Annotated in this window: 23 protein-coding genes and 1 pseudogene; 10 read left to right on the forward strand and 14 right to left on the reverse strand. The window is 75.1% G+C overall.

What is annotated here, in order from left to right:
- The first annotated feature begins 87 nt into the window (after positions 1 to 87).
- Positions 88 to 1,446 carry a DUF2254 domain-containing protein gene (locus tag ACFSBI_RS03590; protein ID WP_377932108.1) on the forward strand — a complete coding sequence of 453 codons (1,359 nt, stop codon included), beginning with the start codon at positions 88 to 90 and terminating at the stop codon, positions 1,444 to 1,446.
- A 31-nt stretch (positions 1,447 to 1,477) separates the two neighbouring features.
- Here ACFSBI_RS03590 and purL read toward each other — a convergent pair whose 3' ends face one another.
- The 3 genes from purL to ACFSBI_RS03605 form a co-directional block, all read right to left on the reverse strand.
- The gene (purL, locus tag ACFSBI_RS03595; protein WP_377932110.1) at positions 1,478 to 3,790 is read right to left on the reverse strand and encodes a phosphoribosylformylglycinamidine synthase subunit PurL; all 2,313 of its coding nucleotides are present in this window, start codon (positions 3,788 to 3,790) and stop codon (positions 1,478 to 1,480) included.
- Positions 3,791 to 3,836: 46 nt separating this feature from the next.
- Positions 3,837 to 4,232 carry a hypothetical protein gene (locus tag ACFSBI_RS03600; RefSeq protein WP_377932112.1) on the reverse strand — a complete coding sequence of 132 codons (396 nt, stop codon included), beginning with the start codon at positions 4,230 to 4,232 and terminating at the stop codon, positions 3,837 to 3,839.
- A 112-nt stretch (positions 4,233 to 4,344) separates the two neighbouring features.
- A complete protein-coding gene (locus ACFSBI_RS03605; protein WP_377932114.1) occupies positions 4,345 to 5,565 on the reverse strand; it encodes a benzoate/H(+) symporter BenE family transporter in 1,221 nt (406 codons plus the stop codon).
- A 43-nt stretch (positions 5,566 to 5,608) separates the two neighbouring features.
- On the opposite strand from ACFSBI_RS03605, the gene ACFSBI_RS03610 reads away from it, so the two are divergent.
- The gene (locus ACFSBI_RS03610; protein ID WP_377932116.1) at positions 5,609 to 6,139 is read left to right on the forward strand and encodes a helix-turn-helix domain-containing protein; all 531 of its coding nucleotides are present in this window, start codon (positions 5,609 to 5,611) and stop codon (positions 6,137 to 6,139) included.
- A 17-nt stretch (positions 6,140 to 6,156) separates the two neighbouring features.
- Here ACFSBI_RS03610 and ACFSBI_RS03615 read toward each other — a convergent pair whose 3' ends face one another.
- Positions 6,157 to 6,717 carry a TetR family transcriptional regulator gene (locus ACFSBI_RS03615; RefSeq protein ID WP_377932118.1) on the reverse strand — a complete coding sequence of 187 codons (561 nt, stop codon included), beginning with the start codon at positions 6,715 to 6,717 and terminating at the stop codon, positions 6,157 to 6,159.
- Positions 6,718 to 6,792: 75 nt separating this feature from the next.
- On the opposite strand from ACFSBI_RS03615, the gene ACFSBI_RS03620 reads away from it, so the two are divergent.
- The gene (locus ACFSBI_RS03620) at positions 6,793 to 7,680 is read left to right on the forward strand and encodes an SDR family oxidoreductase (protein WP_377932120.1); all 888 of its coding nucleotides are present in this window, start codon (positions 6,793 to 6,795) and stop codon (positions 7,678 to 7,680) included.
- Between the two features lie 110 nt (positions 7,681 to 7,790).
- A complete protein-coding gene (locus ACFSBI_RS03625) occupies positions 7,791 to 8,300 on the forward strand; it encodes a DUF7715 family protein (RefSeq protein ID WP_377932122.1) in 510 nt (169 codons plus the stop codon).
- Between the two features lie 26 nt (positions 8,301 to 8,326).
- Here the strand turns inward: ACFSBI_RS03625 and purQ are convergent, their stop codons facing one another.
- From purQ to purD, 4 genes are read right to left on the reverse strand one after another with little or no spacing between them, the layout of a single operon-like run.
- Positions 8,327 to 9,025 carry a phosphoribosylformylglycinamidine synthase subunit PurQ gene (purQ, locus tag ACFSBI_RS03630; RefSeq protein ID WP_377932124.1) on the reverse strand — a complete coding sequence of 233 codons (699 nt, stop codon included), beginning with the start codon at positions 9,023 to 9,025 and terminating at the stop codon, positions 8,327 to 8,329.
- Complete coding sequence (gene purS / locus ACFSBI_RS03635; RefSeq protein ID WP_377932126.1) at positions 9,022 to 9,288, reverse strand: phosphoribosylformylglycinamidine synthase subunit PurS; 267 nt, start codon at positions 9,286 to 9,288, stop codon at positions 9,022 to 9,024. The genes purQ and purS overlap by 4 nt, the downstream gene beginning before the upstream one ends.
- A 41-nt stretch (positions 9,289 to 9,329) precedes the next feature.
- On the reverse strand, positions 9,330 to 10,184 hold the full coding sequence (locus ACFSBI_RS03640; RefSeq protein ID WP_377932128.1) for a phosphoribosylaminoimidazolesuccinocarboxamide synthase: 855 nt from the start codon (positions 10,182 to 10,184) through the stop codon (positions 9,330 to 9,332).
- Entirely contained in the window at positions 10,181 to 11,443 is a 1,263-nt protein-coding gene (gene purD, locus ACFSBI_RS03645; protein ID WP_377932130.1) for a phosphoribosylamine--glycine ligase, read from the reverse strand. Before purD ends, ACFSBI_RS03640 begins: the two co-directional genes overlap by 4 nt.
- Before the next feature lie 56 nt (positions 11,444 to 11,499).
- Between purD and ACFSBI_RS03650 the strand changes: the two genes are divergently transcribed.
- Positions 11,500 to 11,862 carry a sterol carrier family protein gene (locus tag ACFSBI_RS03650; RefSeq protein ID WP_377932132.1) on the forward strand — a complete coding sequence of 121 codons (363 nt, stop codon included), beginning with the start codon at positions 11,500 to 11,502 and terminating at the stop codon, positions 11,860 to 11,862.
- The gene (locus tag ACFSBI_RS03655; RefSeq protein WP_377932134.1) at positions 11,859 to 12,152 is read left to right on the forward strand and encodes a hypothetical protein; all 294 of its coding nucleotides are present in this window, start codon (positions 11,859 to 11,861) and stop codon (positions 12,150 to 12,152) included. Before ACFSBI_RS03650 ends, ACFSBI_RS03655 begins: the two co-directional genes overlap by 4 nt.
- 49 nt (positions 12,153 to 12,201) lie before the next feature.
- On the opposite strand, the gene ACFSBI_RS03660 is transcribed toward ACFSBI_RS03655, so the two are convergent.
- The 3 genes from ACFSBI_RS03660 to purF form a co-directional block, all read right to left on the reverse strand.
- Positions 12,202 to 12,984, reverse strand: coding sequence for an alpha/beta fold hydrolase (locus ACFSBI_RS03660; protein ID WP_377932136.1), 783 nt, complete (start codon positions 12,982 to 12,984; stop codon positions 12,202 to 12,204).
- A gap of 15 nt (positions 12,985 to 12,999) precedes the next feature.
- Positions 13,000 to 13,902, reverse strand: coding sequence for a cation diffusion facilitator family transporter (locus tag ACFSBI_RS03665; protein ID WP_377932162.1), 903 nt, complete (start codon positions 13,900 to 13,902; stop codon positions 13,000 to 13,002).
- Between the two features lie 274 nt (positions 13,903 to 14,176).
- On the reverse strand, positions 14,177 to 15,646 hold the full coding sequence (gene purF / locus ACFSBI_RS03670; protein ID WP_377932138.1) for an amidophosphoribosyltransferase: 1,470 nt from the start codon (positions 15,644 to 15,646) through the stop codon (positions 14,177 to 14,179).
- Positions 15,647 to 15,735: 89 nt separating this feature from the next.
- Between purF and purM the strand changes: the two genes are divergently transcribed.
- Complete coding sequence (gene purM / locus ACFSBI_RS03675) at positions 15,736 to 16,824, forward strand: phosphoribosylformylglycinamidine cyclo-ligase (protein ID WP_377932140.1); 1,089 nt, start codon at positions 15,736 to 15,738, stop codon at positions 16,822 to 16,824.
- 108 nt (positions 16,825 to 16,932) lie between these two features.
- Here the strand turns inward: purM and ACFSBI_RS03680 are convergent, their stop codons facing one another.
- Together ACFSBI_RS03680 and ACFSBI_RS03685 are read right to left on the reverse strand one after the other, a co-directional pair.
- On the reverse strand, positions 16,933 to 17,229 hold the full coding sequence (locus ACFSBI_RS03680) for a hypothetical protein (RefSeq protein WP_377932142.1): 297 nt from the start codon (positions 17,227 to 17,229) through the stop codon (positions 16,933 to 16,935).
- Between the two features lie 244 nt (positions 17,230 to 17,473).
- Positions 17,474 to 17,644 carry a DUF3073 domain-containing protein gene (locus tag ACFSBI_RS03685; protein ID WP_377932144.1) on the reverse strand — a complete coding sequence of 57 codons (171 nt, stop codon included), beginning with the start codon at positions 17,642 to 17,644 and terminating at the stop codon, positions 17,474 to 17,476.
- A 135-nt stretch (positions 17,645 to 17,779) separates the two neighbouring features.
- Between ACFSBI_RS03685 and ACFSBI_RS03690 the strand changes: the two genes are divergently transcribed.
- Positions 17,780 to 18,976, forward strand: coding sequence for an FAD-dependent oxidoreductase (locus ACFSBI_RS03690; RefSeq protein WP_377932164.1), 1,197 nt, complete (start codon positions 17,780 to 17,782; stop codon positions 18,974 to 18,976).
- Positions 18,977 to 19,038: 62 nt separating this feature from the next.
- On the opposite strand, the gene ACFSBI_RS03695 is transcribed toward ACFSBI_RS03690, so the two are convergent.
- The gene (locus ACFSBI_RS03695) at positions 19,039 to 21,099 is read right to left on the reverse strand and encodes an APC family permease (protein WP_377932166.1); all 2,061 of its coding nucleotides are present in this window, start codon (positions 21,097 to 21,099) and stop codon (positions 19,039 to 19,041) included.
- 255 nt (positions 21,100 to 21,354) lie between these two features.
- Between ACFSBI_RS03695 and ACFSBI_RS03700 the strand changes: the two genes are divergently transcribed.
- Together ACFSBI_RS03700 and ACFSBI_RS03705 are read left to right on the forward strand one after the other, a co-directional pair.
- Positions 21,355 to 24,570 (forward strand): efflux RND transporter permease subunit, encoded by a 3,216-nt coding sequence (locus ACFSBI_RS03700; protein ID WP_377932146.1) that lies wholly within the window; start codon positions 21,355 to 21,357, stop codon positions 24,568 to 24,570.
- A 167-nt stretch (positions 24,571 to 24,737) separates the two neighbouring features.
- Positions 24,738 to 25,028 (forward strand): annotated as a pseudogene (locus tag ACFSBI_RS03705) (hypothetical protein); the annotation flags it as partial.

Below are 25,028 nucleotides of genomic sequence, written 5' to 3' on the forward strand. Positions count from 1 at the left end.
CACAGGCCTCCGCATCGACGTGCCAGGGTCGCCGGATGCGCACGACCGCCCCCGCCCCCTCCCCTGCACCGATCGCCGGCCGCTGACGTGGGCGCCGGCGGGTCGGGCGGGCGCCGCGCCGTCGTGCGAGAGGGCTTCCAGACCCGTCTGTGGCCGCTGCCGGTGATCGGCCTGGTCGTCGCGGTGCTGCTCGGGGTCGCGGTGCCGCTGCTGGACGAGGCGCTCGACGACCGCATGCCGACGGTGCTGCGGACCGTCCTGTTCAGCGGTGGTCCGGACGCGGCCAGGACGGTGCTGAGCGCGGTCGCGGGCTCGCTGATCACGGTGACCTCGCTCACCTTCTCCCTGACGGTCGTGACGCTGCAGCTGGCGAGCAGCCAGTTCTCGCCTCGGCTGCTCAGGACGTTCTCCCGCGACCGGTTCGTGCACGCGGTCCTCGCGGTGTTCCTCGGCACGTTCGCCTACACGCTCGTGGTGATGCGGACGATCCGGAACGACGGGGACGCCGGCGGGCTGTTCGTCCCCGAGCTCGGCGTCACGCTCACGGTGCTCGCCACCCTCGCGGCCGTCGTCTGCATCGTGCTGTTCCTCGCCCACCTGTCGTCGCAGATCCGGGTGGAGATGATCCTCGAGCGCGTGCGGAAGGAGACCGAGACCACGATCGACCGCTCGCTCGACCGTCGCGGATCCGCGCCCGACAGCCCGCCGGCGCCGCCGCGCCCGCCGCACGACGCCGCCCTGCTGATCGCGCCCCGCACCGGGGTGCTCGCGAGCGCCGACGAGGACGCCCTGCTCCAGGCGGCGGCCGACGCCTCGGCCGTGGTCCTCGTCGAGGCGCAGCCCGGGGACTCGGTGGTGGCGGGCACGCCGGTCGGGCGGTGCTGGGCGTCGAGGGGCGACCCGCCGACCGGCGAGGCGCTCGACCGGCTGCGGACGCGGGTGCTCGCCGCGCTGCAGATCGGCCCGGAGCGGACCGCCGCGCAGGACGTGGCGTTCGGCCTGCGCCAGCTGGCCGACGTCGCGGACAAGGCGCTGTCGCCCGGCATCAACGACCCCACCACCGCCGTCCACGCGCTCGGTCACCTGTCCGGGGCGCTCTGCCACGCGTTGCGCCACGAGCTCGGCCCGCGACTGCTCCGCGACGAGCACGACGCCGTCCGGGTGGTCCTGCGGCGCCCGGGCTTCCACGACCTGCTCGACGACGCGATCGCGCAGCCGCGCCGCTTCGGCGCCGACAGCCCGGACGTGCTGGGGCGGATCGCGCGGCTGCTGCAGGAGGTGGCCTGGTGCGTGCCCGACGCCGACGCTGCCGCCTCGGTCCGGCAGCAGGTGGTGCGGACGCGGCAGACGGTGCGGGACGCCGGCCTGCCCGCGACGGAGGACGCCGAGCTCGAGCGCGAGCTGGCGCGGGTCGAGCAGGTGCTCGAGGGGCGGTGGCCGGCGTGACCGGCCGCCGCCAGTCGCGTGCGGCCCGGGGTCAGCGCCCGACGCGCGATCCCAGTCGCGCAGGCAGGGTGTTCTCGGCCGCGGTGCGGAGCTTGTCCAGCGTGATCGAGTACCGGTCCTGCACCTCGACCGCGCCGCTCTCGGCGTCCGTGACGCCGATGCGCAGCGCGGGGACCCCGCGGCCGGCGCAGAGCCCGGTGAAGCGCACGTCCTCCTCCCGCGGCACCGCCACCAGCACCCGCGCCTGCGACTCGCTGAACAGCGCGGTCGCGGCGTCGACGCCGTCGCGGGCCAGCAGGTCGTCCAGCCAGACGCGGGCGCCGACGCCGAAGCGCAGCGCGCCCTCCGCCAGGGTCTGGGCCAGGCCGCCCTCCGACAGGTCGTGCGCCGCGGACAGCAGCTGCTGGTCGGCCGCGGCCGCGAGCAGCCCGGCGAGCGCGCGCTCCGCCTCGAGCCGCACCGCCGGCGGGCGCCCGCCGAGGTGGTCGTGGACGACCGACGCCCAGGCGGACCCGTCCAGCTCGAGCGCGGTCGTCCCCAGCAGGTACAGGTTGAGCCCGTCGTCCTGCCAGCCGGACGGCACCCGCTTCGCGACGTCGTCGATCACGCCGAGCACCCCGACGACCGGCGTCGGGTGGATCGCGGTGTCACCGGTCTGGTTGTACAGGGAGACGTTGCCGCCCGTGACCGGCACCTGCAGGGCGAGGCACGCGTCGGACAGGCCGTCGATCGCCTCGACCAGCTGCCACATCACGTCGGGGTTCGTCGGCGCGCCGAAGTTCAGGCAGTCGGTGACCGCGAGCGGCACCGCGCCGGTCGACGCGACGTTGCGGTACGCCTCGGCGAGCGCGAGCTTCGCGCCCTCCCGCGGGTCGAGCAGGCAGTAGCGGCCGTTCGCGTCGGTGGCGATCGCGACGCCGAGCCCCGACTCCTCGTCGACGCGGATCATGCCGCCGTCGTCCGGGAAGGACAGCGCGGTGTTGCCGAGCACGTAGCGGTCGTACTGGTCGGTGATCCAGCCCGGGGAGGCGAGCGACGGGCTCGCGGCGAGCGCGAGCGCCTGCTCGCGCAGCACGGCCCCGTCGTCGGAGCGGGGCAGCGACGCGGCGGTGTCCGCCTGCAGTCCGTCCTGCCAGGCCGGCCGGGCGTAGGGCCGGTCGTAGACCGGGCCGTCGACCGCGACCGTCGTCGGATCGACGTCGACGATCAGCTCGCCGCGCCAGCGGATCTCGAGCCGTCCCGTGCCGGTGACCTCGCCGAGCACGCTCGACTCGACGTCCCACCGGCGCACGACCTCGAGGAACGCGTCGAGCCTGTCGGGAGCGACGACCGCCATCATCCGCTCCTGGCTCTCGGACATGAGGATCTCCTCGGCCGTCAGCGTCGGGTCGCGCAGCAGCACCGAGTCCAGGTCGACGCGCATGCCGCCGTCGCCGTTCGCCGCGAGCTCGCTGGTGGCGCAGCTGATGCCGGCCGCGCCCAGGTCCTGGATCGCCTCGACCAGGCCGCCGGCGAAGAGCTCGAGGCAGCACTCGATCAGCACCTTCTCCGCGAACGGGTCGCCGACCTGCACGGCGGGGCGCTTCGTCGGGCCGGCGGCGCCGAACGTGTCGGAGGCGAGGATGGAGGCGCCGCCGATGCCGTCGCCGCCCGTGCGGGCCCCGAAGAGGACGACCTTGTTGCCGGCGCCGGTGGCGTTCGCGAGGTGCAGGTCCTCGTGCCGCAGCACCCCGACCGCGAGCGCGTTCACGAGCGGGTTGCCCTGGTAGACGGCGTCGAACACGGTCTCGCCGCCGATGTTCGGCAGGCCGAGGCAGTTGCCGTAGTGGGCGATGCCGGCGACGACGCCGTGGACGACGCGCAGCGTGTCCGCCTCGTCGAGGTCGCCGAACCGCAGCTGGTCCATCACGGCGACGGGCCGGGCGCCCATCGAGATGATGTCGCGCACGATGCCGCCGACGCCGGTCGCGGCGCCCTGGAACGGCTCGATGTACGACGGGTGGTTGTGGCTCTCGACCTTGAAGGTGACCGCCCAGCCCCGCCCGATGTCGACGACCCCGGCGTTCTGGCCCATCCCGACCATCATGTGAGCGCGCATCGTCTCGTCGACCTTGTCGCCGAAGCGGCGGAGGTGCCGCTTGCTGGACTTGTAGGAGCAGTGCTCGCTCCACATGACGGAGTACATCGCGAGCTCGCCGCTCGTCGGTCGTCGGCCGAGGATCTCGCGGATGCGCGCGTACTCGTCGTCGCTCAGGCCGAGCGCCGCGTAGGGCTGCTCCCGGTCGGGTGTCGCCGCGGCGTGCTCGACCGAATCGACGTGGACCGCGGGCGCCTCGCTCGTCACGGTCGTCGAGCCTACGGGCCGCGCCGGGCGCCGGGGGATGCGGCCGTCACCGCACCACGAGGGCCTCGAAGGCGGGGTCGAGCAGCCGGACGCCCTCGTCGTGCACGAGCAGCTGGGCCCGCACCGGTGCGTCGGTCGACGCGAGCGCGGCGACCCAGTCGGCCTCCTGCATCCGCAGCTCGGCGCCGCCCGGCCGCTCCCAGGCGACCACGACGGCCGTCGCGCCGGTCTCGTCGACCAGCTGCCCGAGCATCCGGGAGAGGCGCGCGACGTCCTCGGGGTCGGGGTCGACCGGCATCTCGTCGATCGCGACCGCGGCGAGGGCGCGGTGCTCGTCGTCCAGCGGGAACAGCCACGTCTGACGCCGCAGGGCGGATTCCAGCAGGGTGCCGGCGGCGTCCAGCACCGCGCGGTCCGTGTCCCAGGGGGTGTCTCGGTCCATGCCGGCGAGCCTGCGCCCGGCGAGGTGCGCCGCGGAGGGCGGATCGGGCAGCGGTGGACGGGACCGGGCCTGGGGAGGAGCGGTGCGGTGGCTGGCGCGGCTCCGTGACGCCTCAGGGGCGGCGGGCGGGCGGCGACGCCGGCAGCGTCTGCTCCGTCCCGCTCCGACGCGGAGCGCGGAGCCTGCTCAGGAGCACGACGGCGCTGCCCGCGGTCAGCGCCCAGAAGGCGCTGCCGATCCCGCCGAGCACGACGCCCGACGCCGCGACGACGAGGGCGACCGCGCCCGCGAGGCGATCCCGCTCGTCCTCGAGCGCACGGGCGAGGGCGCCGGCGAGCGGACCGAGCAGCGCGATGCCGGCGAACGCGGCGAGCAGGCCGGGCGGGGCCGCGCTCGCGACGGCGACGACGAGCGGGGTGAGGGCGCCGAGGAGGAGGTAGCCGGTGCCGGAGGCGAGGACGGCGATCCAGCGGCGCGTGCGGTCGGCCCCGGCGTCCGGCCCCGCGGTGAGGGTCGCGGTGATCGCGGCGAGGTTCACCGCGTGGGCGCCGGCGAGGGCGCCGAGCGCGGTGGCGCCGCCGGTCGCGAGCAGGGCCGGTCGCCAGGGCGCCTCCCAGCCGAGCGCGCGCAGCACCGCGGCGCCCGGCAGGTTCTGCGCGGTCATCGTCACCAGGTACAGCGGCACGGCGATCCCGAGCACCGCCTGCACGTCGAGCACCGGTGCGACGGGCAGCAGGCGGGGCAGCGGCGCGGGGAGGGCGATCGGGCTCGTCGGGCCGCCGACGACCAGCACCGCGAGGCCGGCGGCGAGCGCGCCGGGCACGGCCCAGCGCGGCGCGAGCCGCTGCAGCACGATCCAGGCGAGCAGCATCGCGCCGATGCCGATCGGGTCGTCCGGCAGGGCGACGAACGGCCGCACGCACAGCCCGAGCAGGACGCCCGCGAGCATCGCGTTGGCGACCGCCGACGGGATGAGCCGGACGAGCGCGCCGAGCCGGGGCACCAGCCCCGTGACGGCGAGCATCAGCCCCGTCACGACGAAGGCGCCGACCGCCGCCCCGAACCCGCCGCCCGGAGCGCCGGCGGTCACGAGCAGCGCGGCGCCCGGCGTCGACCAGGCGAGGGCGACCGGGCGGCGGGTGACGAGCGCGAAGCCGATCGAGCCGACGGCGATCGCGAGGCAGAGCGCCGAGAGGCCCGAGGCGGCCTGCTCCGCGGTCGCTCCGACCGCTCGCAGCCCCGCGAGGACGACGGCGAAGGTGGAGGAGAAGCCGACGAGGGTGCTGACGAGCCCGGCGACCACCGGCTGCACCGCGCCCGAGCGTTCCGTCACGGAACGACCCTAGCGTTCCGTCGCGGAACACTAGGGTCGGACGGTGGGCGATCCGGAGGACCGCGGCGCGGGCGTCGGGCAGCGGCTCCAGGCGGCGCGGCAGGACGCGGGGCTGTCGCTCTCCGAGGTGGCCCGCCGCGCGGGCGTCGGCAAGGGGTCGCTCTCCGAGCTGGAGCGCGGGCTGCGGCCGGCGCGCCTCGAGACCCTGTGGGCGCTGAGCACGGCGCTCGGGGTACCGCTCGGCCGGCTCGTCGGCGACGACCCGGAGCCCGCCCGCGGCGCCGCCGTGCACGCGCGCCTGATCGACCGCTGGCGCTCCGACGCGCTCTTCGAGCTGTACCGCGGCACGGTCGGGCGGCGGCTCCAGCGCTCGCCCGCGCACGGCCCCGGGGTCGTCGAGGTGCTCACGGTGCTCGCCGGCCGCCTCGAGGCGGGGCCGGAGGGGTCGCCCGCGGTCGCCGCGACGGGCGGGAGCCTGACCTTCGACGGGTCGCTGCCGCACACCTACCGCGCGCTCGAGACCCCCTGCGAGGTGCTCATCGTCATCCGCTACGGGCCGCCTCCGCAGGCCTGACCGCGCCGGCCCCGACCTCAGGAGCGCAGCATGGCGTGCAGGCGGCCGAACGCCTCCTGCTGCAGGTCGGCGAGCGAGCGGGTCTCGCCCTCCTCGATCCAGCGGGCGAAGGCGAGCCGGAACACCGTCACGCCGTTCTCCGCCGCGAGCAGCGCCTCCGCCGGATCGACCCCCCGGTCGCGGAGCGTCGCCGCCATCGCCTCGGCCAGGAGCGAGAGCTTCAGCAGCTCGCGCTCCTGGAGCCGCGGCTCCGCGTCGATCACGGCCTGACGTCCGCGCGACCACGGCCGCCGGTCGTCGGTGAAGTACGCCGCTGCGACGTCGATCGCCCTCGCCACGGCGGTCATCGCGTCGCCCTCGGCGGTCTCGAGCGGCTCGAGGAAGGCGCGCTCGAACGCCTCCTGGCCGCGGAAGAGCACCTCCCGCTTGTCCCCGAAGTGGCGGAAGAACGTGCGTTCCGTCAGGCCCGCCTCCGCCGCGATCTCCGCCACGGTGACGCCGTCGAAGCCGCGTTCGCCGAACAGCCGCAGCGCGGCCAGCTGCAGGCGCTCGGCCGCGCCGCCCTCCCAGCGGGCCATGCTCCGGAGCCTATCGCGTCAGTCGCTGACATCGGATGCTACGGTGACGTCAGTATCTGACATGAGGAGGACGGCATGAAGGTGTTCGTGACGGGCGCGACCGGCTGGATCGGCTCGGCGACGGTGGACGAGCTGCTGCACGCGGGGCACGAGGTCGTGGGACTGGTGCGCTCGGACGCGGCCGAGGCCGAGCTCGTCGCGAAGGGCGCGACCCCGCTGCGCGGCGACCTCGACGACCTCGACGCGCTGCGGCGCGGCGCGGAGGCCGCCGAGGCGGTCGTCCACCTGGCGAACAAGCACGACTGGGCGCACCCGGAGGAGTCGAACCGCGCCGAGCGGGCCGCGGTCGAGACGCTCGCGGGGGTGCTCCGCGGGTCGGACCGGCCCTTCGCGCTGGCGAGCGGCGTCGCCGGGCTCGCGCAGGGGCGCGCGGCGGTCGAGACCGACGACTCCCGCGCGGTCGGGCCCGACTCGCCGCGGGGCGGCACCGAGCGGCTCGCGCTCGGGACGGAGGGGCTCCACGCGATCGCGCTCCGCTTCGCGCCGACCGTGCACGGGATGCGGGACCACGGCTTCGTCTCCGTCGTCGCCGCGACCGCGAGGCGCACCGGGGTGTCCGCCTACGTCGGCGACGGGGCGCAGGCCTGGTCGGCCGTGCACCGCTCCGACGCGGCCCGGCTCGTGCGGCTCGGCGTCGAGGGGGCGCCCGCAGGCTCCCGCCTCCACGCGGTGGCGGAGGAGGGCGTGCCCGTCCGCGAGATCGCCGAGGCGATCGGGCGCACGCTGGACGTGCCTGTGCGCTCGATCGACCCCGAGGACGCAGCAGCCCACTTCGGCTTCCTCGGCGGGTTCCTCGCGATGGACCTGCGCGCCTCGAGCGCAGCGACCCGAGCGCTGCTCGGCTGGGCGCCGACCGGCCCGACGCTGCTCGAGGACATCGCGGCGGGCGCCTACTCGGCCTGATCCGCTCCTCCCCAGGCGCCGACTCGCGGTGATGACCGCATCGGCGCCTGTTCGGTCCGCGCGGTGCGCCGCCCGGTGCCTACGGTCCGTCTCGACGGAGGGAGACGGCGATGCAGGTGCTGGTGGCGACGCGCGAGTCGCAGGGGCGGCGGGGGCGCGATCTGTGGCGGGGCTGCGTGGAGGGCGAGCCGGTGCGGCCCGTCGAGGAGCGGTGCGGCGACGAGCGCGGCAGCGGCTGCTCGTGCGAGACGGCGTTCATCGGGGTCCGCTCCGGCGGCCTCACCAGCACGGCCGTCGCCCGCGAGGTGCGCGGGCTCGGCCGCGCCGCCTACGCCGCGGCCCTGCGCCGGAGCCTCACCCCTGTCGAGGCGTCGTGGATCGTGGTGCCGCGGTACGCGGAGGAGCTGGCGCGGGTGGCGGCCGGACTCGTCGGGCTCGGCGTGGTCGAGCGCTGGGACCAGTGGCTCACGCCGCGGTTCGACGCGGACGGCGGGCTGAAGGAGGACGTGACGACGATCGCGGACGACGCCGAGCTGCTGGCGCAGCTGGACGAGGAGGCGGAGATCGGCGACCGGCTCGCGATGGTCGAGCGGGAGGCCTCGGGCGAGTTCGACCGATGAGCTCGGGCGGGACCGCCCGCTCCGGGTCAGGCGGCGAGGACCGCCTGCAGGGCGCTCGTGAAGATCCGGAGCCCGTCGGTGCCGGAGCGCATGGCCGCGGCGGTGTCGGGGCCGAAGCCCGGCTCGACCGCGTGCTCCGGGTGCGGCATCAGACCCACGACGTTCCCGGCCTCGTTCGCGACACCCGCGATCGCGTTCAGCGACCCGTTCGGGTTCACGTCGACGTAGCGGAAGACGACCCGGCCGGTGTCCTCGAGCATCAGCAGGGTCTCGGCGTCCGCGACGTAGCCGCCCTCGCCGTTCTTCAGCGGGATCACGACCTCCTCGCCGGGCTCGAACGCGTTCGACCAGGCGGTCGACGTCTGCTCGACGCGCAGGCGCTGGTCGCGGCAGACGAAGGCGCCGTGGTCGTTGCGGACCAGCCCGCCCGGCAGCAGCCGGGCCTCGGTGAGCATCTGGAAGCCGTTGCAGATCCCGAGCACCGGCACCCCGCGGCGCGCCGCGTCGACCACCTCGGTCATGATCGGGGAGATCGCCGCGATGGCGCCGCAGCGCAGGTAGTCGCCGTAGCTGAAGCCGCCGGGCAGCACGACCGCGTCGACGCCGTGCAGGTCGTGGTCGCCGTGCCAGAGCCGCACGGGCTCGGCGCCCGCGAGGCGGACCGCGCGGCGGGCGTCGCCGTCGTCGAGGGAGCCGGGGAAGGTGACGACGCCGACGCGCGTCACGCCGGCACCTCGACCGGCTCGGCCTCGCGCACCGACACCACGTCCTCGATCACGAGGTTCGCGAGCAGGGTCTCGGCGATCTCCCGCGCCTCGGCGAGCCGCGCCTCGGTGACCGGGCCCTCGACCGTCAGCTCGAAGCGCTTGCCGACCCGCACGCCCGGCCAGCCCTCGCGGCCGAGGCGCGCGAGGGCGCCCGCGACGGCCTTCCCCTGCGGGTCCAGCAGCTCGGCCTTGGGCATGACCTCGACGACGATCACCGGCACTCCGCGAGTCTACCGAGAGGCCGCACGCCCGTTCCGCGCCGTCAGTCGGCGGCGGCCAGCCGGTCGAGCAGCTCGCGGTAGCGGTCCGCGGTGCGCGCCACGACCTCGTCGGGCAGCCGGGGCGGGGCGCCGGTGCCGTCCCAGTGCGCGCGCAGCCAGTCGCGCACGATCTGCTTGTCGAAGCTGACGCCCCGTCGCCCCTCGGCGTAGGCGTCCGCGTCCCAGTAGCGGCTGGAGTCGCTCGTGAGCACCTCGTCCGCCAGGACGATGCCGCCGTCCCCGGCGGCGCCGAACTCGAGCTTGGTGTCGGCGAGCAGCAGGCCGCGCGCACCCGCGACCTCCGCCGCCCGCCGGAAGACGTCGAGCGAGGTCGCGCGGAGCGCCTCCGCGGCGGGCCCGCCGACCAGCTCGACCACGCGGTCGAAGGCGATGTTCTCGTCGTGGTCGCCCTGCGCGGCCTTGAAGGCGGGGGTGAAGATCGGCTCCGGGAGCAGGTCGCCCTCCTGCAGCCCCTGCGGCAGCCGCACCCCGCTGATGGAGCCGCGCTCGACGTACTCCGCGTACCCGCTGCCGGTGACGACGCCGCGGACGACGCATTCCACGGGGTGCATGTCGAGCCGTCGCACCAGCATCGAGCGGTCCCGCACCGCGTCCGGCACGCTCGACTCGTCGTCGAGCAGGGCGTTCGGGACGTCGGGGAAGCGGGCGAGCCACCAGCGCGTCAGCGCGGTGAGCATCGCGCCCTTCCCGGGGATCGGCGTCGGCAGCACGACGTCGTAGGCGCTGACGCGGTCGCTCGCGACGAGCAGCAGCGCGTCGTCTCGGCCCTCCGGCGCGTACAGGTCGCGCACCTTGCCCGAGGCGAGGTGCGCGAAGCCCGCGATCGCGGCGCTCACGCGACGCCCGCCGCGATGTCCGCGCGGTGCTGCCCGCCCTCGAGGCCGAGGGCCGCGACGCCGTCGTAGGCGCTGGCGCGCGCCGCCGCGACCGAGGGCCCGGTGCCCACGACGGTGAGCACCCGTCCCCCCGAGGCGATCAGGCCGCCGTCCGGCCCCTCGGCGGTGGCGGCGTGGTCGACGTGGACGCCGGGGAGCGCCTCGGCCGCCTCTGCCCCCTCGACCCGGGCGCCGAGCACCGGGTCGCCGGGGTAGCCGGCGCTCGCCACGACGACGCCGACCGCCGCGTCGGCGGTGAAGGCGGGAGCGTCCGCCTCCTGCAGCACGCCGAGCGCCGCGTCCCGCAGCAGGGACCCGAGCGGGGTGGCGAGCCTCGGCAGCACCACCTGCGTCTCCGGGTCGCCGAAGCGCGCGTTGAACTCGATGACCCGCACGTCGGCCCCGTCCACGATCAGCCCGCAGTACAGCAGGCCGACGAAGGGGGTGCCCTCCTCCGCCAGCTGCGCGAGCACCGGCTCGGCGACCCGGCTCCGCACCAGCTCGACGAAGGCCGCCTCGCCGCCGAAGGCCGCGTCCAGCCAGGGCAGCGGCGAGTAGGCGCCCATGCCGCCCGTGTTCGGGCCGGCGTCGCCGTCGCCGAGCCGCTTGAAGTCCTGGGCGGGGCTGAGCGGCAGGGCGCGCGTCCCGTCGCAGACGAAGAAGAGGGACACCTCGCGGCCGGAGAGGAACTCCTCGAGCAGGACCGGGCCGCCGGTCAGCCAGTGCAGGGCGTGCTCCCGCGCCGCGGCGCGGTCCTCCGTGACCAGCACGCCCTTGCCCGCCGCGAGCCCGTCCGCCTTCACGACGTAGGGGGCGCCGAGCTCGTCGAGCGCGGCGTCGAGGGCGTCGGCGGTGAGCACGTCGATCGCGCGACCGGTGGGCACCCCGGCGGCGGCCATGATCCGCTTCGCGAAGCCCTTGCTGCCCTCGATGCGCGCCGCGTCCGCGTCGGGGCCGAAGACGGGCACGCCCTGGGCCCGCAGCGCGTCGGCGACGCCGGCGACGAGCGGCGCCTCGGGGCCGATCACCACGAGCTCCGCCCCGGTCCGCAGGGCCAGCTCGGTCGCGGCCGAGGGGTCGGCCGCGTCGACCGCGAGGACCTCGGCGAGCCGGGCGATGCCCGCGTTCCCGGGAGCGACGACGACGTCGTGCTGCTCGGCGACGAGCGCACGCGCGATCGCGTGCTCTCGGGCGCCGGAGCCGAGGAGGAGGATCCGCACGACGACCGATCCTGCCAGGCGCACGCGGCCGCGTCGTCGGAGATTACGGTTGGGCCGTGGCACGCGCGCGCATCCCGCAGGGGCAGGGGGACCAGGCGGTCGCCGCCGCCCTCGCCGGCGACGCCGACCGGCCCATGACCGCCACGGCGGTGCGGTACCTGCTGCAGGTGCTCGCCGACCGCTACCCGGGCGGAGCGGTCGAGGTGCGGGTGCCGCCCTACGGCGCGGTGCAGTGCATCGAGGGGCTGCAGCACACCCGCGGCACGCCGCCGAACGTCGTCGAGACCGACCCCGCCGTGTGGCTGCAGCTGGCGACCGGGTCCCGGGGCTGGACGGACGCGCTCGAGTCCGGCGCCGTGCGCGCCTCGGGCAGCCGCGCCGACCTGTCCGGGCGCCTGCCGGTCTGGCGGGCGTCGTGAGCGACCCCCGGCACGAGGACGTGCGGGTGCGCCGCGCCCCCAAGGTCGGCGTCTTCCTCGGGCTCGGCGCGGGGATCGGGGCGGTCGTGGCCCTGCTCGCGGTGGCCCTGACCCCGCCGGACCCCCAGGTCCCGACGCCGCAGGCGTTCGGGTTCCTGCTGCTGCTGCTCGCTCCGCTCGGCGCACTGGTGCTCGGCGCCGTCGCCGTGCTGATCGACCGGATCGGGGAGCGGCGGGCGCGCGTCGTCCGCGCCGAGCGCACCTCCGGCGAGCCCCCGGCCGACGACTGATTCCGTTTCGAAGGTGATCCGGCGCGGCCGGATCACCTTCGAGACGGACTCAGCGGGCGAGGAAGGCGATCGCGGCGTCGCGGAACGCGCGCGCGGTCGGCGCGTTGAAGTGGTTCCGCCCTGCGAGCTCGACGAGCTCGCTCCGCGGCGTCGCGGCCGCGAGCCGGCGGGTCGCCTCGAGGATCGGGTCCTCGCTCCCCGCCGCGAACAGCACCGGCTGCTGCGGCGGGTCGGCCGGATCGGGCTGGAGGCCCCCGCGCATGCCCTCGACGAGCGAGACGAGGGCCGTCAGGTCGTTGCCCGGCGTCAGCTGCGCCATCGTGAGGTACGCCTGCGTCAGCCGGTCCGTGACCGCCGTCCCCCGTTCGATCCGTGCCCGCGCCTCGTCCACGCGGAAGCGGGTCAGCGGGTCGCCGTCCGGGATGCCGCCGAGCACCGCGCGCCGGATCGTGCCCGGGCCGAGCTCCAGCAGCGCGTGCCAGCCGACGCGGGCGCCGAGCGAGTAGCCGACGAGGTCGACCTCGTCCACCAGGTAGGTGTCGAGCACGGTCTGCACGTCCTCGACGAGCAGCGCCATGGAGTATGCGGCGGGGTCGTGCGGCTTGCCGCTCGCCCCGTGCCCGCGCTGGTCGATCGCGATCACCCGGCGCCCGGCGCGCTGCAGCTCGCGAACCCAGCCGGTCGCGACGAAGTTCGCGAACGCGCTGGAGGCGAAGCCGTGCACGGCCAGCACCACCTCCCCGTCCGGGTCGCCGAGGTCGTAGGTGGCGATCGGCACGCCGTCGCCGGCCATGACGGCGCGCGGATCGGGCGGGGACGGGAGCAGGGCCACGCCCCGATCCTGCCGTCAGGCGTGGGTGCCCGGCTCGTGCGCGGTGTGCGCGGGCGGCTCGAGCTGGAAGGTCGCGTGCTCGAACCGCACGCTGAAGTGCTGCGCGGCGCACCGCTGCAGCGCGTCGAGCACCGCCGGCGCATGTCCGTTGCGGAAGACCTCGCCCTCGACGACGACGTGCGCCGAGAGCACCGGGAGGGCGGACGAGATGCGGGTGGCGTGCAGGTCGTGCACCGCCAGCACGTGCGGCTGCTGCTGCAGGTGCTCGCGCAGGGCGTCGAGGTCGAGCCCGCGGGGCGTCGACTCGAGCAGCACGTCGACCGCGTCGCGCAGCAGCAGCACCGAGCGCGGCACGATCACCGCACCGACGAGCAGGGCGGCGACGGCGTCGGCACGGGTCCAGCCGGTGAGCGCGATCACGGCGCCCGCCGCGAGCACGCCGATCGAGCCCGCGGCGTCCGCGACGACCTCGAGGAAGGCGGCCCTGGTGTTGAGGTCGTGGCCGCGGTGCCGCAGCAGCACCGCGGCGGAGACCAGGTTGCCGGCGAGGCCGATCGCGCCGAACACGAGCAGCCCGGCGCCGGGCACCGGCGGCGGGTCGGCGAGCCGCTGCACGGCCTCCACGACGACGAGCACCCCGATGCCGAGCAGCACCGCGGCCTGCAGCGTCGCGCCCAGCACCTCGGCCCGGGCCCAGCCGAACGTGCGGCGGGGCGACGCCGGTCGCCCCGCGAGCCGCGCGGCCGTCAGGGCGACGCCCAGCCCGAGCGCGTCCGCGGTGAGGTGCGCCGAGTCGACCAGCAGCGCGAGGCTGCCGGTCAGCGAGGCCCCGATCACCTGCACGACGAGCAGCGCGCAGGTGACGGCGAACGCCGCCGTGATCGCGCGGCGCGGCGCCTCGTGCCCGTGGTCGTGCATCCTCACGTCCCTTCCGCCTCCAGTGTGACGGCAGGGACGGAAAGACCCCGGGCGGCGGGTGGGGGAACCGTCGCTGCCCGGGGTCGTCATCCGTGGGACCGCTGCGCAGACCGGCGGGGAAGTGGTCCGTGCACCGTCTCGTCGGGGGTCGAGTCGGGTGAAGCGGTCTAGCGGGTAGTGCGGCGGTGGGTGCCGCCGCGCACGACTGTAGCAAAGCTGCGGACAGAACGCCCGTTCTGTCCGCAGTCCCGACCGCCCCCAGTGCGGGGGCCGGTCAGGACAGCTGGTTCGCCTCGACCCAGCGCAGGTAGTCGTCGTCGACCGTGCCGGTCACGTACCGGCCGTCGAAGCAGCTCATCTCGAGGTCGGTGACGGTCGAGCCCTCGACGATCGCGTCGCGCATGTCGTCGACCTCCTGGTAGATCAGGCGGTCCGCGCCGATCTCCCGCGCGACCTCCGGGATGCGCTTGCCGGCAGCCACCAGCTCGCGCCGCGTCGGCATGTTGATGCCGTAGACGTGCGGGAACCGGACCGGCGGGGCCGCGGAGGCGAAGGTGACCTGGTTCGCGCCGGCGGCCCGCGCCATCTCGACGATCTCGCGGCTCGTCGTGCCGCGGACGACCGAGTCGTCGACGATCAGCACGTTCTTGCCGCGGAACTCGGTGCCGAGCGCGTTCAGCTTCTGCCGCACGCTCTTCTTGCGCACCGCCTGCCCCGGCATGATGAAGGTCCGGCCGACGTAGCGGTTCTTGTAGAAGCCCTCGCGGTAGGTGATGCCGAGGCGCTGCGCGAGCTGCATCGCCGACGGCCGGGACGAGTCCGGGATCGGCATCACGACGTCGATGTCCCCGAGGGGCGCGTGCTCCGCGACGGTCGCAGCGAGCCGGTCGCCGAGGCGCAGCCGCGCGTCGTAGACCGAGATGCCGGACATCGTCGAGTCGGGGCGCGCGAGGTACACGTACTCGAACGAGCACGGGACGAGCCGCGGGTGCTCGGCGCACTGCTGCAGGTGCAGCTCGCCGTCGGGGGTGATGAAGACGGCCTCGCCCGGGGCGACGTCGCGGACGACCTCGTAGCCGTTGGCCTCGAGCACGAGCGACTCCGACGCGACCATCCACTCGTCGCGCTGCACGCCGGGCAGGTGGTCGGCGGTGCGGCGGCCGAGGGTCAGCGGGCGGATGCCGAACGGGTCGCGGAACGCGAGCAGGCCGCGGCCGGCGATCAGCGCGATCGCGGCGTAGCTGCCCTCGACGCGCTCGTGCACGCGGCGCACCGCGGTGAAGACGTCGTCGGGCTCGAGCTCGGCGCCGTTCAGCTGCGACTGCAGCTCGTTCGCGAGCACGTTCACGAGCAGCTCGGTGTCGCTGTCGCTGTTGAGGTGCCGGCGGTCGACGTGGAACAGGTCCGCCGTCAGCTCGCGCGTGTTGGTCAGGTTGCCGTTGTGCACGAGCACGATGCCGTACGGCGCGTTGACGTAGAAGGGCTGCGCCTCCTGCTCGCTCGCCGCGCTGCCGCGGGTCGCGTAGCGCACGTGCCCGAGCCCGGTGCTGCCGAGCAGGGTGCGCATGTCGCGGGTGCGGTACGCCTCGCGCACCTGCCCGCGGGCCTTGACCATGTGGAACGAGCCGCCGTCGTCGGTCACGAGGCCAGTGGAGTCCTGACCGCGGTGCTGCAGCAGCAGCAGCGCGTCGTAGACGAGCTGGTTGACCGGCTGGGCGGCGGAGACGCCGACGATGCCGCACATAGTGGAGTGGGGTTCCCCCTGGCCTACGCTCGAGTGGTGCAGGGACCATCCTCCCACTCGTCGGGGTCGCGCCCGACCGGGGTCCGCCCGTGACCGACCTCTACGCGGCGGCGGGCGTCGACACCCGTGCCGGCGACACCGCGGTCGAGCTGATGAAGCGGGCGGTCGCCGCGACGCACGGCCCGCAGGTGCTCGGTGGCGTGGGCGGGTTCGCGGGGCTCTGGGACGCCTCCGCGCTGCTCGCGTACCGCCGGCCGGTGCTCGCGACGTCCACCGACGGCGTCGGCACGAAGATCGCGATCGCGCAGGCGCTCGACCGCCACGACACGATCGGGCAGGACCTCGTCGGCATGGTCGTCGACGACATCGTGGTCGTGGGCGCCGCACCGCTGTTCATGACGGACTACATCGCCTGCGGCCGGGTGGTGCCGGAGCGCATCGCCGAGCTGGTCGGCGGCATCGCGCGGGCCTGCGGGGAGGCCCGGACGGCGCTGACCGGCGGCGAGACCGCGGAGCACCCGGACCTGATGGCGCCGGACGACTACGACGTCGCGGGCGCGGCGGTCGGCGTCGTGGAGGGCGACCGCCTGCTCGGCCCGGACCGGGTGCGGCCGGGGGACGCGGTGCTCGCGATGGCCTCGTCCGGCCTGCACAGCAACGGCTTCTCGCTGGTGCGGCGCATCGTGGGCGGCCGCGCCCTCGGCGAGGTCGTGCCGGAGCTGGGGCGGAGCCTGGGGGAGGAGCTGCTGGAGCCGACGCGGCTCTACACGGCGCCGCTGCTGGACGTGCTCGCCGACCCCGTCGGCGACGGGGTGCACGCGCTGACGCACGTGACGGGCGGCGGCATCGCCGCGAACCTCGCGCGGGTGCTGCCCGCCGGGGTCTCCGTGGAGCTGGACCGGTCGACCTGGGCGCCGCAGCCCGTCTTCCACGTGCTCGCGGAGTGGGGCGGCTTCGACCTGGCGCAGGCCGAGGGCACCTGGAACCTCGGCATCGGCATGCTGGCCGTCGTCGCGCCGGAGTCGGCCGACGCGGTCGCGGCGCTGCTCGGGGCGGCGGGCGTGCCCACGTGGCGTGCCGGCACGGTCGCGCAGGGCGCGCCGACGGGCGACGGCTGGGTCGCCGAGGCGAAGGGCGTCGCGGGCGGCTCGGTCCGCCTCGCGGGCGCGCACCGCTGACCAGAGCGGATCCGCAGCTCCTCCGCGGACCCGCAGCTCTGTCACGCACGCCGCAGCGGAGCCCGCAGCCGCGGCGTGTCGCGCGAGAGCTGTGGATCCGCGAGCGCCTCAGTGGCCGGTCAGCGCGTGGCAGCCGCCGTCCATGATGAACCCGCCGGTCTCCACCGTCGCCCGCCCGCTCGGGGGCACCGAGCCGATCAGGCAGCCGGAGCCGCCGACCTGTGCCTCGAAGCCGACGGTCGCGGTGCCGTCCGCGGCGACCCAGGGCGCGCCCTCGGTCGTCATCGCTGCGACGACCCCGGTCACCGCCTCGACGGAGCGCGGTTCGGGCAGTGCGTCGAGGCGCTGGAGCACGTCGTCACGGGCCGCGTCCAGCACGACCTGCGCGGATGCGGTGACCGGCATCCGGTCGCTGTACCGGTGGTTCTCCGCGTACTGGGGCGGTCGGTCGCCGGTCGCCGGATCGGCGTCTGCGGGCTGACGGTTTGCGCCCGCCGTCGGGTCAGCGGCTCCCACGACTGCATCCGCCGTGGAGGTCGCGCCCGGAAGCGGATCCGACGCCTGCCCGCAGCCGCACAGCAGCAGCGCGAGGCAGGCCGAGCCGACGGCGAGCGCCGCTGGCGGGAGGCCCCTCACGAGGGCCCCGCGCTCAGCGGCGTGCGTCGTCCTCCGCGAAGTCGTCCTCGGACCATCCCGAGTGCGCTTCGGAGGAGTGGCCGGAGAGCTCGCGCTCCAGCTCGTTGTAGTTCGTGTCCGGGCTGAAGTACTTCAGGTCGCGAGCGACCTTGGTGTGCTTCGCCTTCTGACGGCCGCGCCCCATGCGTGACCCCCTCACGTCGTCCTCGCCGGCCCGGGGTGAGAAGGGGGCGGCGGAATTGCGATAACCGGAGGCGATCGTAACACGCGCCCTTGCGGCAGGATGGTGGTGGCACTCGTGCGTCGGGAGGGGGCGGCCGTGGTCTCGGTTCCGGCTCGCGTCGACGTGGTGGTGATCGGGGCCGGGCAGGCGGGGCTGTCGGTGGCCTACTACCTGCAGCGGCTCGGGGTCCGTCCCGGCGTCGACCAGATCGTGCTCGACCGGGGCCCGGGCGCCGGCGGCGCCTGGCAGCACCGGTGGGCGGCGCTGCGACTCGGCTCCGCGCACCGCGTGCACGACCTTCCCGGCATGAGGCGGGCGGGCATCAGCTTCGAGACCGCCGACCGCGCGCGGCCGGCGAGGGACGTCGTCGGCGAGTACTACGCGCACTACGAGCGGTTCTTCGGCCTCGACGTGCGGCGCCCCGTCGCGGTCGCCGCCGTCTACGACCGGGGCAGCGACCTCGTCGTGCGCAGCACGGCGGGGGAGACGGTGGCACGGGTCGTGGTCAACGCCACCGGCACGTGGGGCGCGCCGTTCGTGCCCTACTACCCGGGGATGCGCGACTTCGCCGGGCGCCAGGTGCACACCTCCACGTACCGCGACGCCGCCGAGTTCGAGGGGCAGCGGGTGCTCGTCGTGGGCGGCGGCACCTCCGCGATCGGCTTCCTGCTCGAGCTCGAGGGCGTCGCGGCGAAGACGACGTGGGCCGTGCGGCGCCCGGTCGACTACCTGCAGCAGGGCACCCTCGACCTGGAGGCGGCGGTGAACGCCGTCGCCCAGCAGGACGACGCGGCGCGGGAGGGGCGCGCGCTGCCCTCCATCGTCTCCGGCACCGGCGTGCCGCTGACCCGGCGCATCGCGGCCGCGATGGAGCGCGGGGTGCTGCAGGAGCGGCCGATGTTCGGCCACCTCGAGGCGCACGCGGCCGTGTGGGCCGACGGCTGGCGCGAGCCGGTCGACGCGATCGTCTGGGCGACGGGCTTCCGTCCCGACATCCGGCACCTCAGCCCGCTGAGGCTGCACGAGAAGGCGGGCGGCGTGACCGTCGCCTCCGGGGCCGCGGAGCGCGATCCGCGCATCTTCTTCGCCGGCTACGGGCCGACCGCGAGCACCGTGGGCGCGAACCGGGCGGGGCGCTCGCTCGCGCGGCAGGTGTACGCGGCGCTCGGCGGCCCCACGCAGCCGCTCGAGGCGACCGCGGACACGATCGAGCTGGCGGACCGCATCGAGGTCGCACCTCAGCGCGAGGACCCGGTGGCTGCGCTGATGGCGCGCTTCTTCACCGACGCCTGACCCGCGGGCGCGGGATCGGGGCGACCAGCGGAGTCGGGGCGATCAGCGGATGGGCGGCGGGATCAGCGCGGCGTGAGGTCGCGCTCCGGCTCGGCGGGCGGGGCCTCGACCCGCGGCAGCTCCTGCACGCGGCCGCCGCTCACGTGCCGGCGCTGCGGCATGCCCTGCGGCCGCACCGGCTCCCCGCGGCGGTCCTGACCCGGGATCGGGCGGCTGCGCCGGCCGTAGATCACCTCGGAGGAGTCGAGCAGCCACGGCACGAGCGCCAGCGTCACGCCGTGCACGAGCATCAGCTTCTGCCGGATGCGCCGCGCCTTGTGGTTGTGCAGCAGCTGCTCCCACCAGTGCCCCACGACGTAGACCGGCGTGTAGATCGTCACGACCTCGCTGCCGTGGGACGCGCGGTGCGCCTTCACGTACTTGATCAGCGGCACGCTGATGTCCCGGTAGGGGGACGGCACGACGATCAGCGGCACGGTGATGTTCATCCGCGCCCACTCCGCCTCCAGGCGCTCGGTGGCGCGGTCGTCGATGGAGACGTGCACCGCCTCGAGCGTCCCGTGCTGCGCGGCGATCGCGTAGTCGAGGGCCTTCAGCACGGGCTTCTGCATCCGGCCGACCAGCACGATCGCGTGGTCGCCCTTCGCCCCGAAGGTGGTGTGCGGGTCGACCTCGATCTCGCGCTCCACGTCGCGGTAGTAGCGGTTCACGCCGAGCATCAGGAACCAGAGGATCGGCATGATCACGAACACGAGCCAGGCGCCGTGCGTGAACTTCGTGATCGTGACGATCACCAGCACGGCCGCCGTCATCGTGGCGCCGACCAGGTTGATGACGAGGCTGCGGATGGTCGACGACCGGTTCGGGCAGCCGCGGCGCAGCATGCGGATCCAGTGCCGCACCATTCCGGTCTGACCGAGGGTGAACGACACGAAGACGCCGATGATGTACAGCTGGATCAGGTTCGTGACGCTCGCGCGGTAGACGAGCAGCAGTAGCGCGGCGACCCCGGCGAGCAGGATGACGCCGTTGCTGTAGATCAGGCGGTCGCCGCGGGTCGAGAGCGACTTCGGGGCGTAGGAGTCGCGGGCCAGCACCGACCCGAGCAGCGGGAAGCCGTTGAACGCGGTGTTCGCGGCGAGCAGCAGCACGAGGGCCGTGGCGGCCTGGATCAGGTAGAAGAACGGCGAGGTGCCGCCGAACGTCGCCGCGGCGACCTGCGCCATCAGGCTCGGCTGCGGCGCGGTGCGGCACGCGTCGAAGCCGATCAGGGCGCACGGGTCCTCCGCGTAGTGCACGCGGGAGATCAGCGCGACGGCGAGCAGGCCGACGAACAGGCAGATCGCGATGAGGCCCATCACGGTCAGCGTCGTCTGCGCGTTCCGCACCTTGGGGCGCCGGAACGCCGGGACGCCGTTCGCGATCGCCTCCACGCCGGTGAGGGCGGAGCAGCCGCTCGCGAAGGCGCGGAGCACCAGCAGCACGAGGCCCGCCTGCGTCACCTGATCGACCTGCACCGTGTAGCCGGCGCTCGCGGCGACCGGCGCGTCCCCGAGCAGCGTGCGGACGAGCGCGGTCACCACCATCAGTGCGACGCTCGCGATGAAGACGTAGGTCGGCAGCGCGAACGCCTTGCTCGACTCGCGGACCCCGCGGAGGTTCACCGCGGCGAGCAGCACGACGATCACGAGCGCCATCTCCACCCGCGCCGGGGCGAGGCCGGGGAACGCGCTGATGATGTTGTCGACACCGGAGGCGACCGAGACCGCGACGGTCAGGATGTAGTCGACGAGCAGTGCGGAGGCGACGACCAGCGCCGGCTTCTCGCCGAGGTTCTTCTGCGCGACCTCGTAGTCGCCGCCGCCCGACGGGTACGCCTTGATCAGCTGGCGGTACGACAGCACGACGACCACGAGCAGCAGCACGACGACCGCGGCGACCCCGGGCGCGAAGGAGAGGAACGAGAGCCCGCCGAGCAGCAGGATCAGCAGCAGCTCCTGCGGTGCGTACGCCACCGACGACAGGGGGTCGGAGGCGAAGATCGGCAGCGCCAGATGCTTCGGCAGCAGCTGGTCCTCGAGCTTGTGAGACGGCAGTTTCTCGCCCAGGATCAGGCGTTTCATCCGCCTGGTGTCGTCCTCGGGCGCCGAAGTCACGCTGCGGAACACTACTCATCCGCCCGGGCGTGTCAAACGGTCGGCGAAGCGCCCCGCGCGCGACCCCGTGCCGCCCCGAGCGCGCTCCCGGCGCACCGTGGTGACACGGTCGACGTCGCGCAACGGCGACCGTGTTGCTGAAGCGTGCACGGGGGCTTCGTGGGGCGGTCGGAGCGGGGACCCGGGCGCGCCCCTGACCGCTCGGTCAGGGATACTCGACGGGTGCACCTGCTCGCGGCCTTCAGCCTGCGCAACCGGTCCCTCATCGCGCTCGTGACGATCGTCGCGGCGGTCTTCGGCGTGCTCGCGACCGGGTCGCTCCGGCAGGAGCTGATCCCGTCCGTGCAGTTCCCGCAGCTCGCGATCGTCTCCTCCTACACGGGCGCCTCCCCGGCCGTCGTCGCCGAGCGGGTCAGCCGACCGCTCGAGCAGGCGGTCCGCGGCATCCGCGGCGTGGAGTCGACCAGCTCGCAGTCGTCGACCGGCGCCTCCACGGTCAGCGTCTCCTTCACCTACGGCACCGACCTCGACGCGGCCGAGAACAAGGTCGGCGCCGCGATCAACCGCGTCCGCGCGGCGCTCCCCGACCAGGTCGACCCGCAGGTCGTCGCCGGCAGCCTCGACGACCTGCCGGTGCTCGCCTTCTCCGTGACCGGCGACCGGTCGCGGACCGAGCTGGCCGACGCGGTGCGCCGCTCGGTGCTGCCGCCGCTCGAGAAGCTCGACGGTGTCCGCGCCGCGACCCTCGCGGGCGCCCCGGGCCAGCGCATCACGGTGACGCCGAAGGACGCGCTCGCCGACCGGCGCCTGCCCGACACGGTGATCTCCGACAGCCTCACCGCGGCCGGCGTGCGCCTGCCGGGTGGCACGGTCACGGAGGACGGGCGCGAGCGCGCCATCGAGATCGGCACCGAGCTCACCTCCGCGGCCGACATCCGCGCCGTCCCGCTCGCCGGCGTCACGCAGCAGCAGTGGAACGCGACCGGCGGCTCGCTGAACCGCCCGCCGCAGATCGGCGACGTCGCGACCGTCGAGCAGACGGAGGACCCGCTCACCACCGTCGCCCTCGTGAACGGGCGGGAGGCGCTGACCGTCTCCGTCACGAAGCTGCCCGACGCGAACACGGTCGAGGTCTCGCACGCCGTCCGCGACGCCCTGCCCGGCCTCCGCTCGGCGCTGGGCGCGGGCGGCGCCTTCACGCCGGTGTTCGACCAGGCGCCCTACATCGAGCAGTCCATCGAGTCGCTGCTGACGGAGGGCCTGCTCGGCCTCGCCTTCGCGGTGCTCGTGATCCTGCTGTTCCTGCTGAGCGGCCGGGCGACACTGGTCACCGCCATCTCGATCCCGACCTCGGTGCTGATCACCCTGATCGGGATGCAGGCGGCGCAGTACTCGCTGAACATCCTGACCCTCGGCGCGATCACGATCTCGGTCGGGCGCGTCGTCGACGACTCGATCGTGGTCACGGAGAACGTCGCCCGCCACCTGCGCGAGGACTTCCCGAACGTGCGGACGCGGCAGGACCGCCGCGACATCCCGGCGGCGGACCGGCGCCGCATCGTGCTGACCGCGGTGCGGGAGGTCGCCGGCGCGGTCACCGCCTCGACCGCCACGACGATCGCCGTCTTCCTGCCGATCGCCTTCGTCGGGGACACCGCCGGCGAGCTGTTCCGGCCCTTCGCGCTGACCGTGACGATCGCGCTCGCGGCCTCCCTGCTCGTCTCGCTGACGATCGTGCCGGTGCTCGCGTTCTGGTTCCTGCGGCCGGGGTCGGAGCGCCGGCGGGACTCGCGCCGCCCCCTGCTGCAGCGCGGCTACCGGCCCGTGCTCGGCACGACCCTGCGGCACCCGTGGCTCACGATCGGCGCCGCGGCCCTCGTGCTCGGCGGCACCCTGGCGCTCGTGCCGTCGCTGCAGACGAACTACCTCGGCTCGTCCGGGCAGAACACCCTCACGGTCACGCAGACCGTCGCCGACGGCACGGACCTGCAGGCGCAGACCGACGAGGCGCGGACGACGGACCGGATCCTCCGCGGCGTCGACGGCGTCGAGACCGTGGCGGCGACGATCGGCACCTCGGGCAGCGCGGCGCGCGACGCGTTCGAGGGCGGGCAGGGCACCCGCATCACCTACTCGCTGACGACCGACGCGTCCGCGGACCAGCAGGCGCTCGAGCGCACGGTCCGCCAGCGGCTCGGCCCTTCGACAGGCTCAGGAGGGGCCGGCGGCGGCGAGTTCGAGGTGTCCGCCGGGCAGGGCTTCGGCGCGTCCTCCGACATCGAGGTCGACATCACCTCCGGCAGCACGGACGCCCTCGAGACGGGCACGCAGCGGGTCGTCGACGCGCTGCGCGGCAGCGACGCCGTCGCGCAGGTGACCAGCGACCTCACCGCGACCCAGCAGTACCTCGCCGTCGACATCGACGGCCGGGAGGCGGCGAGGCGCGGGCTGACGGAGGCGGCGGTCGCGCAGCTCGTCTCCCGCGCCACCCAGCCGACGAGCATCGGGTCGATCACCGTCGGCGACGAGAGCCTCACCGTCTACCTCGTGCAGCAGGACCCGCCGACGACGCTGGCGCAGCTGCGCGACCTCGACGTCGCGACCCCGCAGGGGCAGGTGCCGCTCAGCGACCTCGCCGACGTGCGCCTGTCGACGGAGGCCGCCGCGATCGCGACGACCGACGGCAACCGCTCCGCCACCGTCACGGCGACGCCCGCGGGCAGCGACGTCGGCGCGGCGAGCGCCGCGGTGACCCGCGCGGTCGAGGCGGTCGACCTGCCGGGCGGCACCGCCGCCACGATCGGCGGCGTCTCGGCGGACCAGCGCAACGCGTTCACGCAGCTCGGCCTCGCGCTGCTCGCCGCGATCCTGATCGTCTACACGATCATGGTGGCGACGTTCCGCAGCCTGCGGCAGCCGCTGCTGCTGCTCGTCTCGGTGCCGTTCGCGGCGACCGGCGCGATCCTGCTGCAGCTGGTGTCGGGCATCCCGCTCGGCGTCGCGAGCTTCATCGGCCTGATCATGCTGGTCGGCATCGTCGTGACGAACGCGATCGTGCTGATCGACCTGGTGCGGCAGCACCGCGAGGCGGGGGAGTCGGTCCGGGACGCGGTGATGGACGGCGCGTCCCGGCGGCTGCGGCCGATCCTGATGACCGCGCTGGCCACGATCTTCGCGCTCGTGCCGATGGCGTCCGGGCTGACGGGGCAGGGCGGCTTCATCTCGCAGCCCCTCGCGATCGTCGTGATCGGCGGCCTCGTCTCCTCCACCGTGCTCACGCTCGTCGTGCTGCCCACGCTGTACTTCCTCGTGGAGGGCCGCCGGGAGCGCCGCGACGCGCGGCGGCTGCGGCGGGAGCAGCCCGGCGACCGGCAGGACGACGGGCGCCCGGCGGAGTTCGCCGCCGTCCCGGCGGGGCCTCGCCGCTCGGGTCGCTGACCCCGCGGACGGGCGGCGCCGCGCCGGTGCCGTCGAGGCGGTAGGCTGCTCCGTCGGCCTGAGACCGCTCGTGGAGTCCATCGGCCCGACCGCGCCCCGCCCGAGGGCGCCCATCCCGGCCGAGTGCAGCCCGTCGCGCTGCCCGCCCCGAACGAACGGATCACGTCATGCCTGCACACGGCCGCAACAACCGGACCCCGGACGGCGCCAAGCGCCGCTGGACCGCCGACGACCGCGCCCGCCGCACCGCCGCGCCGACCAGGGGCCGCACGCAGCGCGCCGACGACACCGGCCGCGCCGCCCGTCGTGCGGCCGAGTTCGGCGAGGGCGGCGGCAGCCGCGAGCGTCGGCCCGACTGGTTCCCGGGCGGCCGCACCGCCGACGACGCCCGCGGCCGCCGGGGCCGTGACGAGCGCGCCGACCGCCGCCGCGGCGACCGGCCGGTCCGCGGCCGCCAC

Origin of the sequence: Amnibacterium endophyticum (genome assembly GCF_042680685.1) — a bacterium.
Classification (GTDB): Bacteria; Actinomycetota; Actinomycetes; order Actinomycetales; family Microbacteriaceae; genus Amnibacterium; species Amnibacterium endophyticum.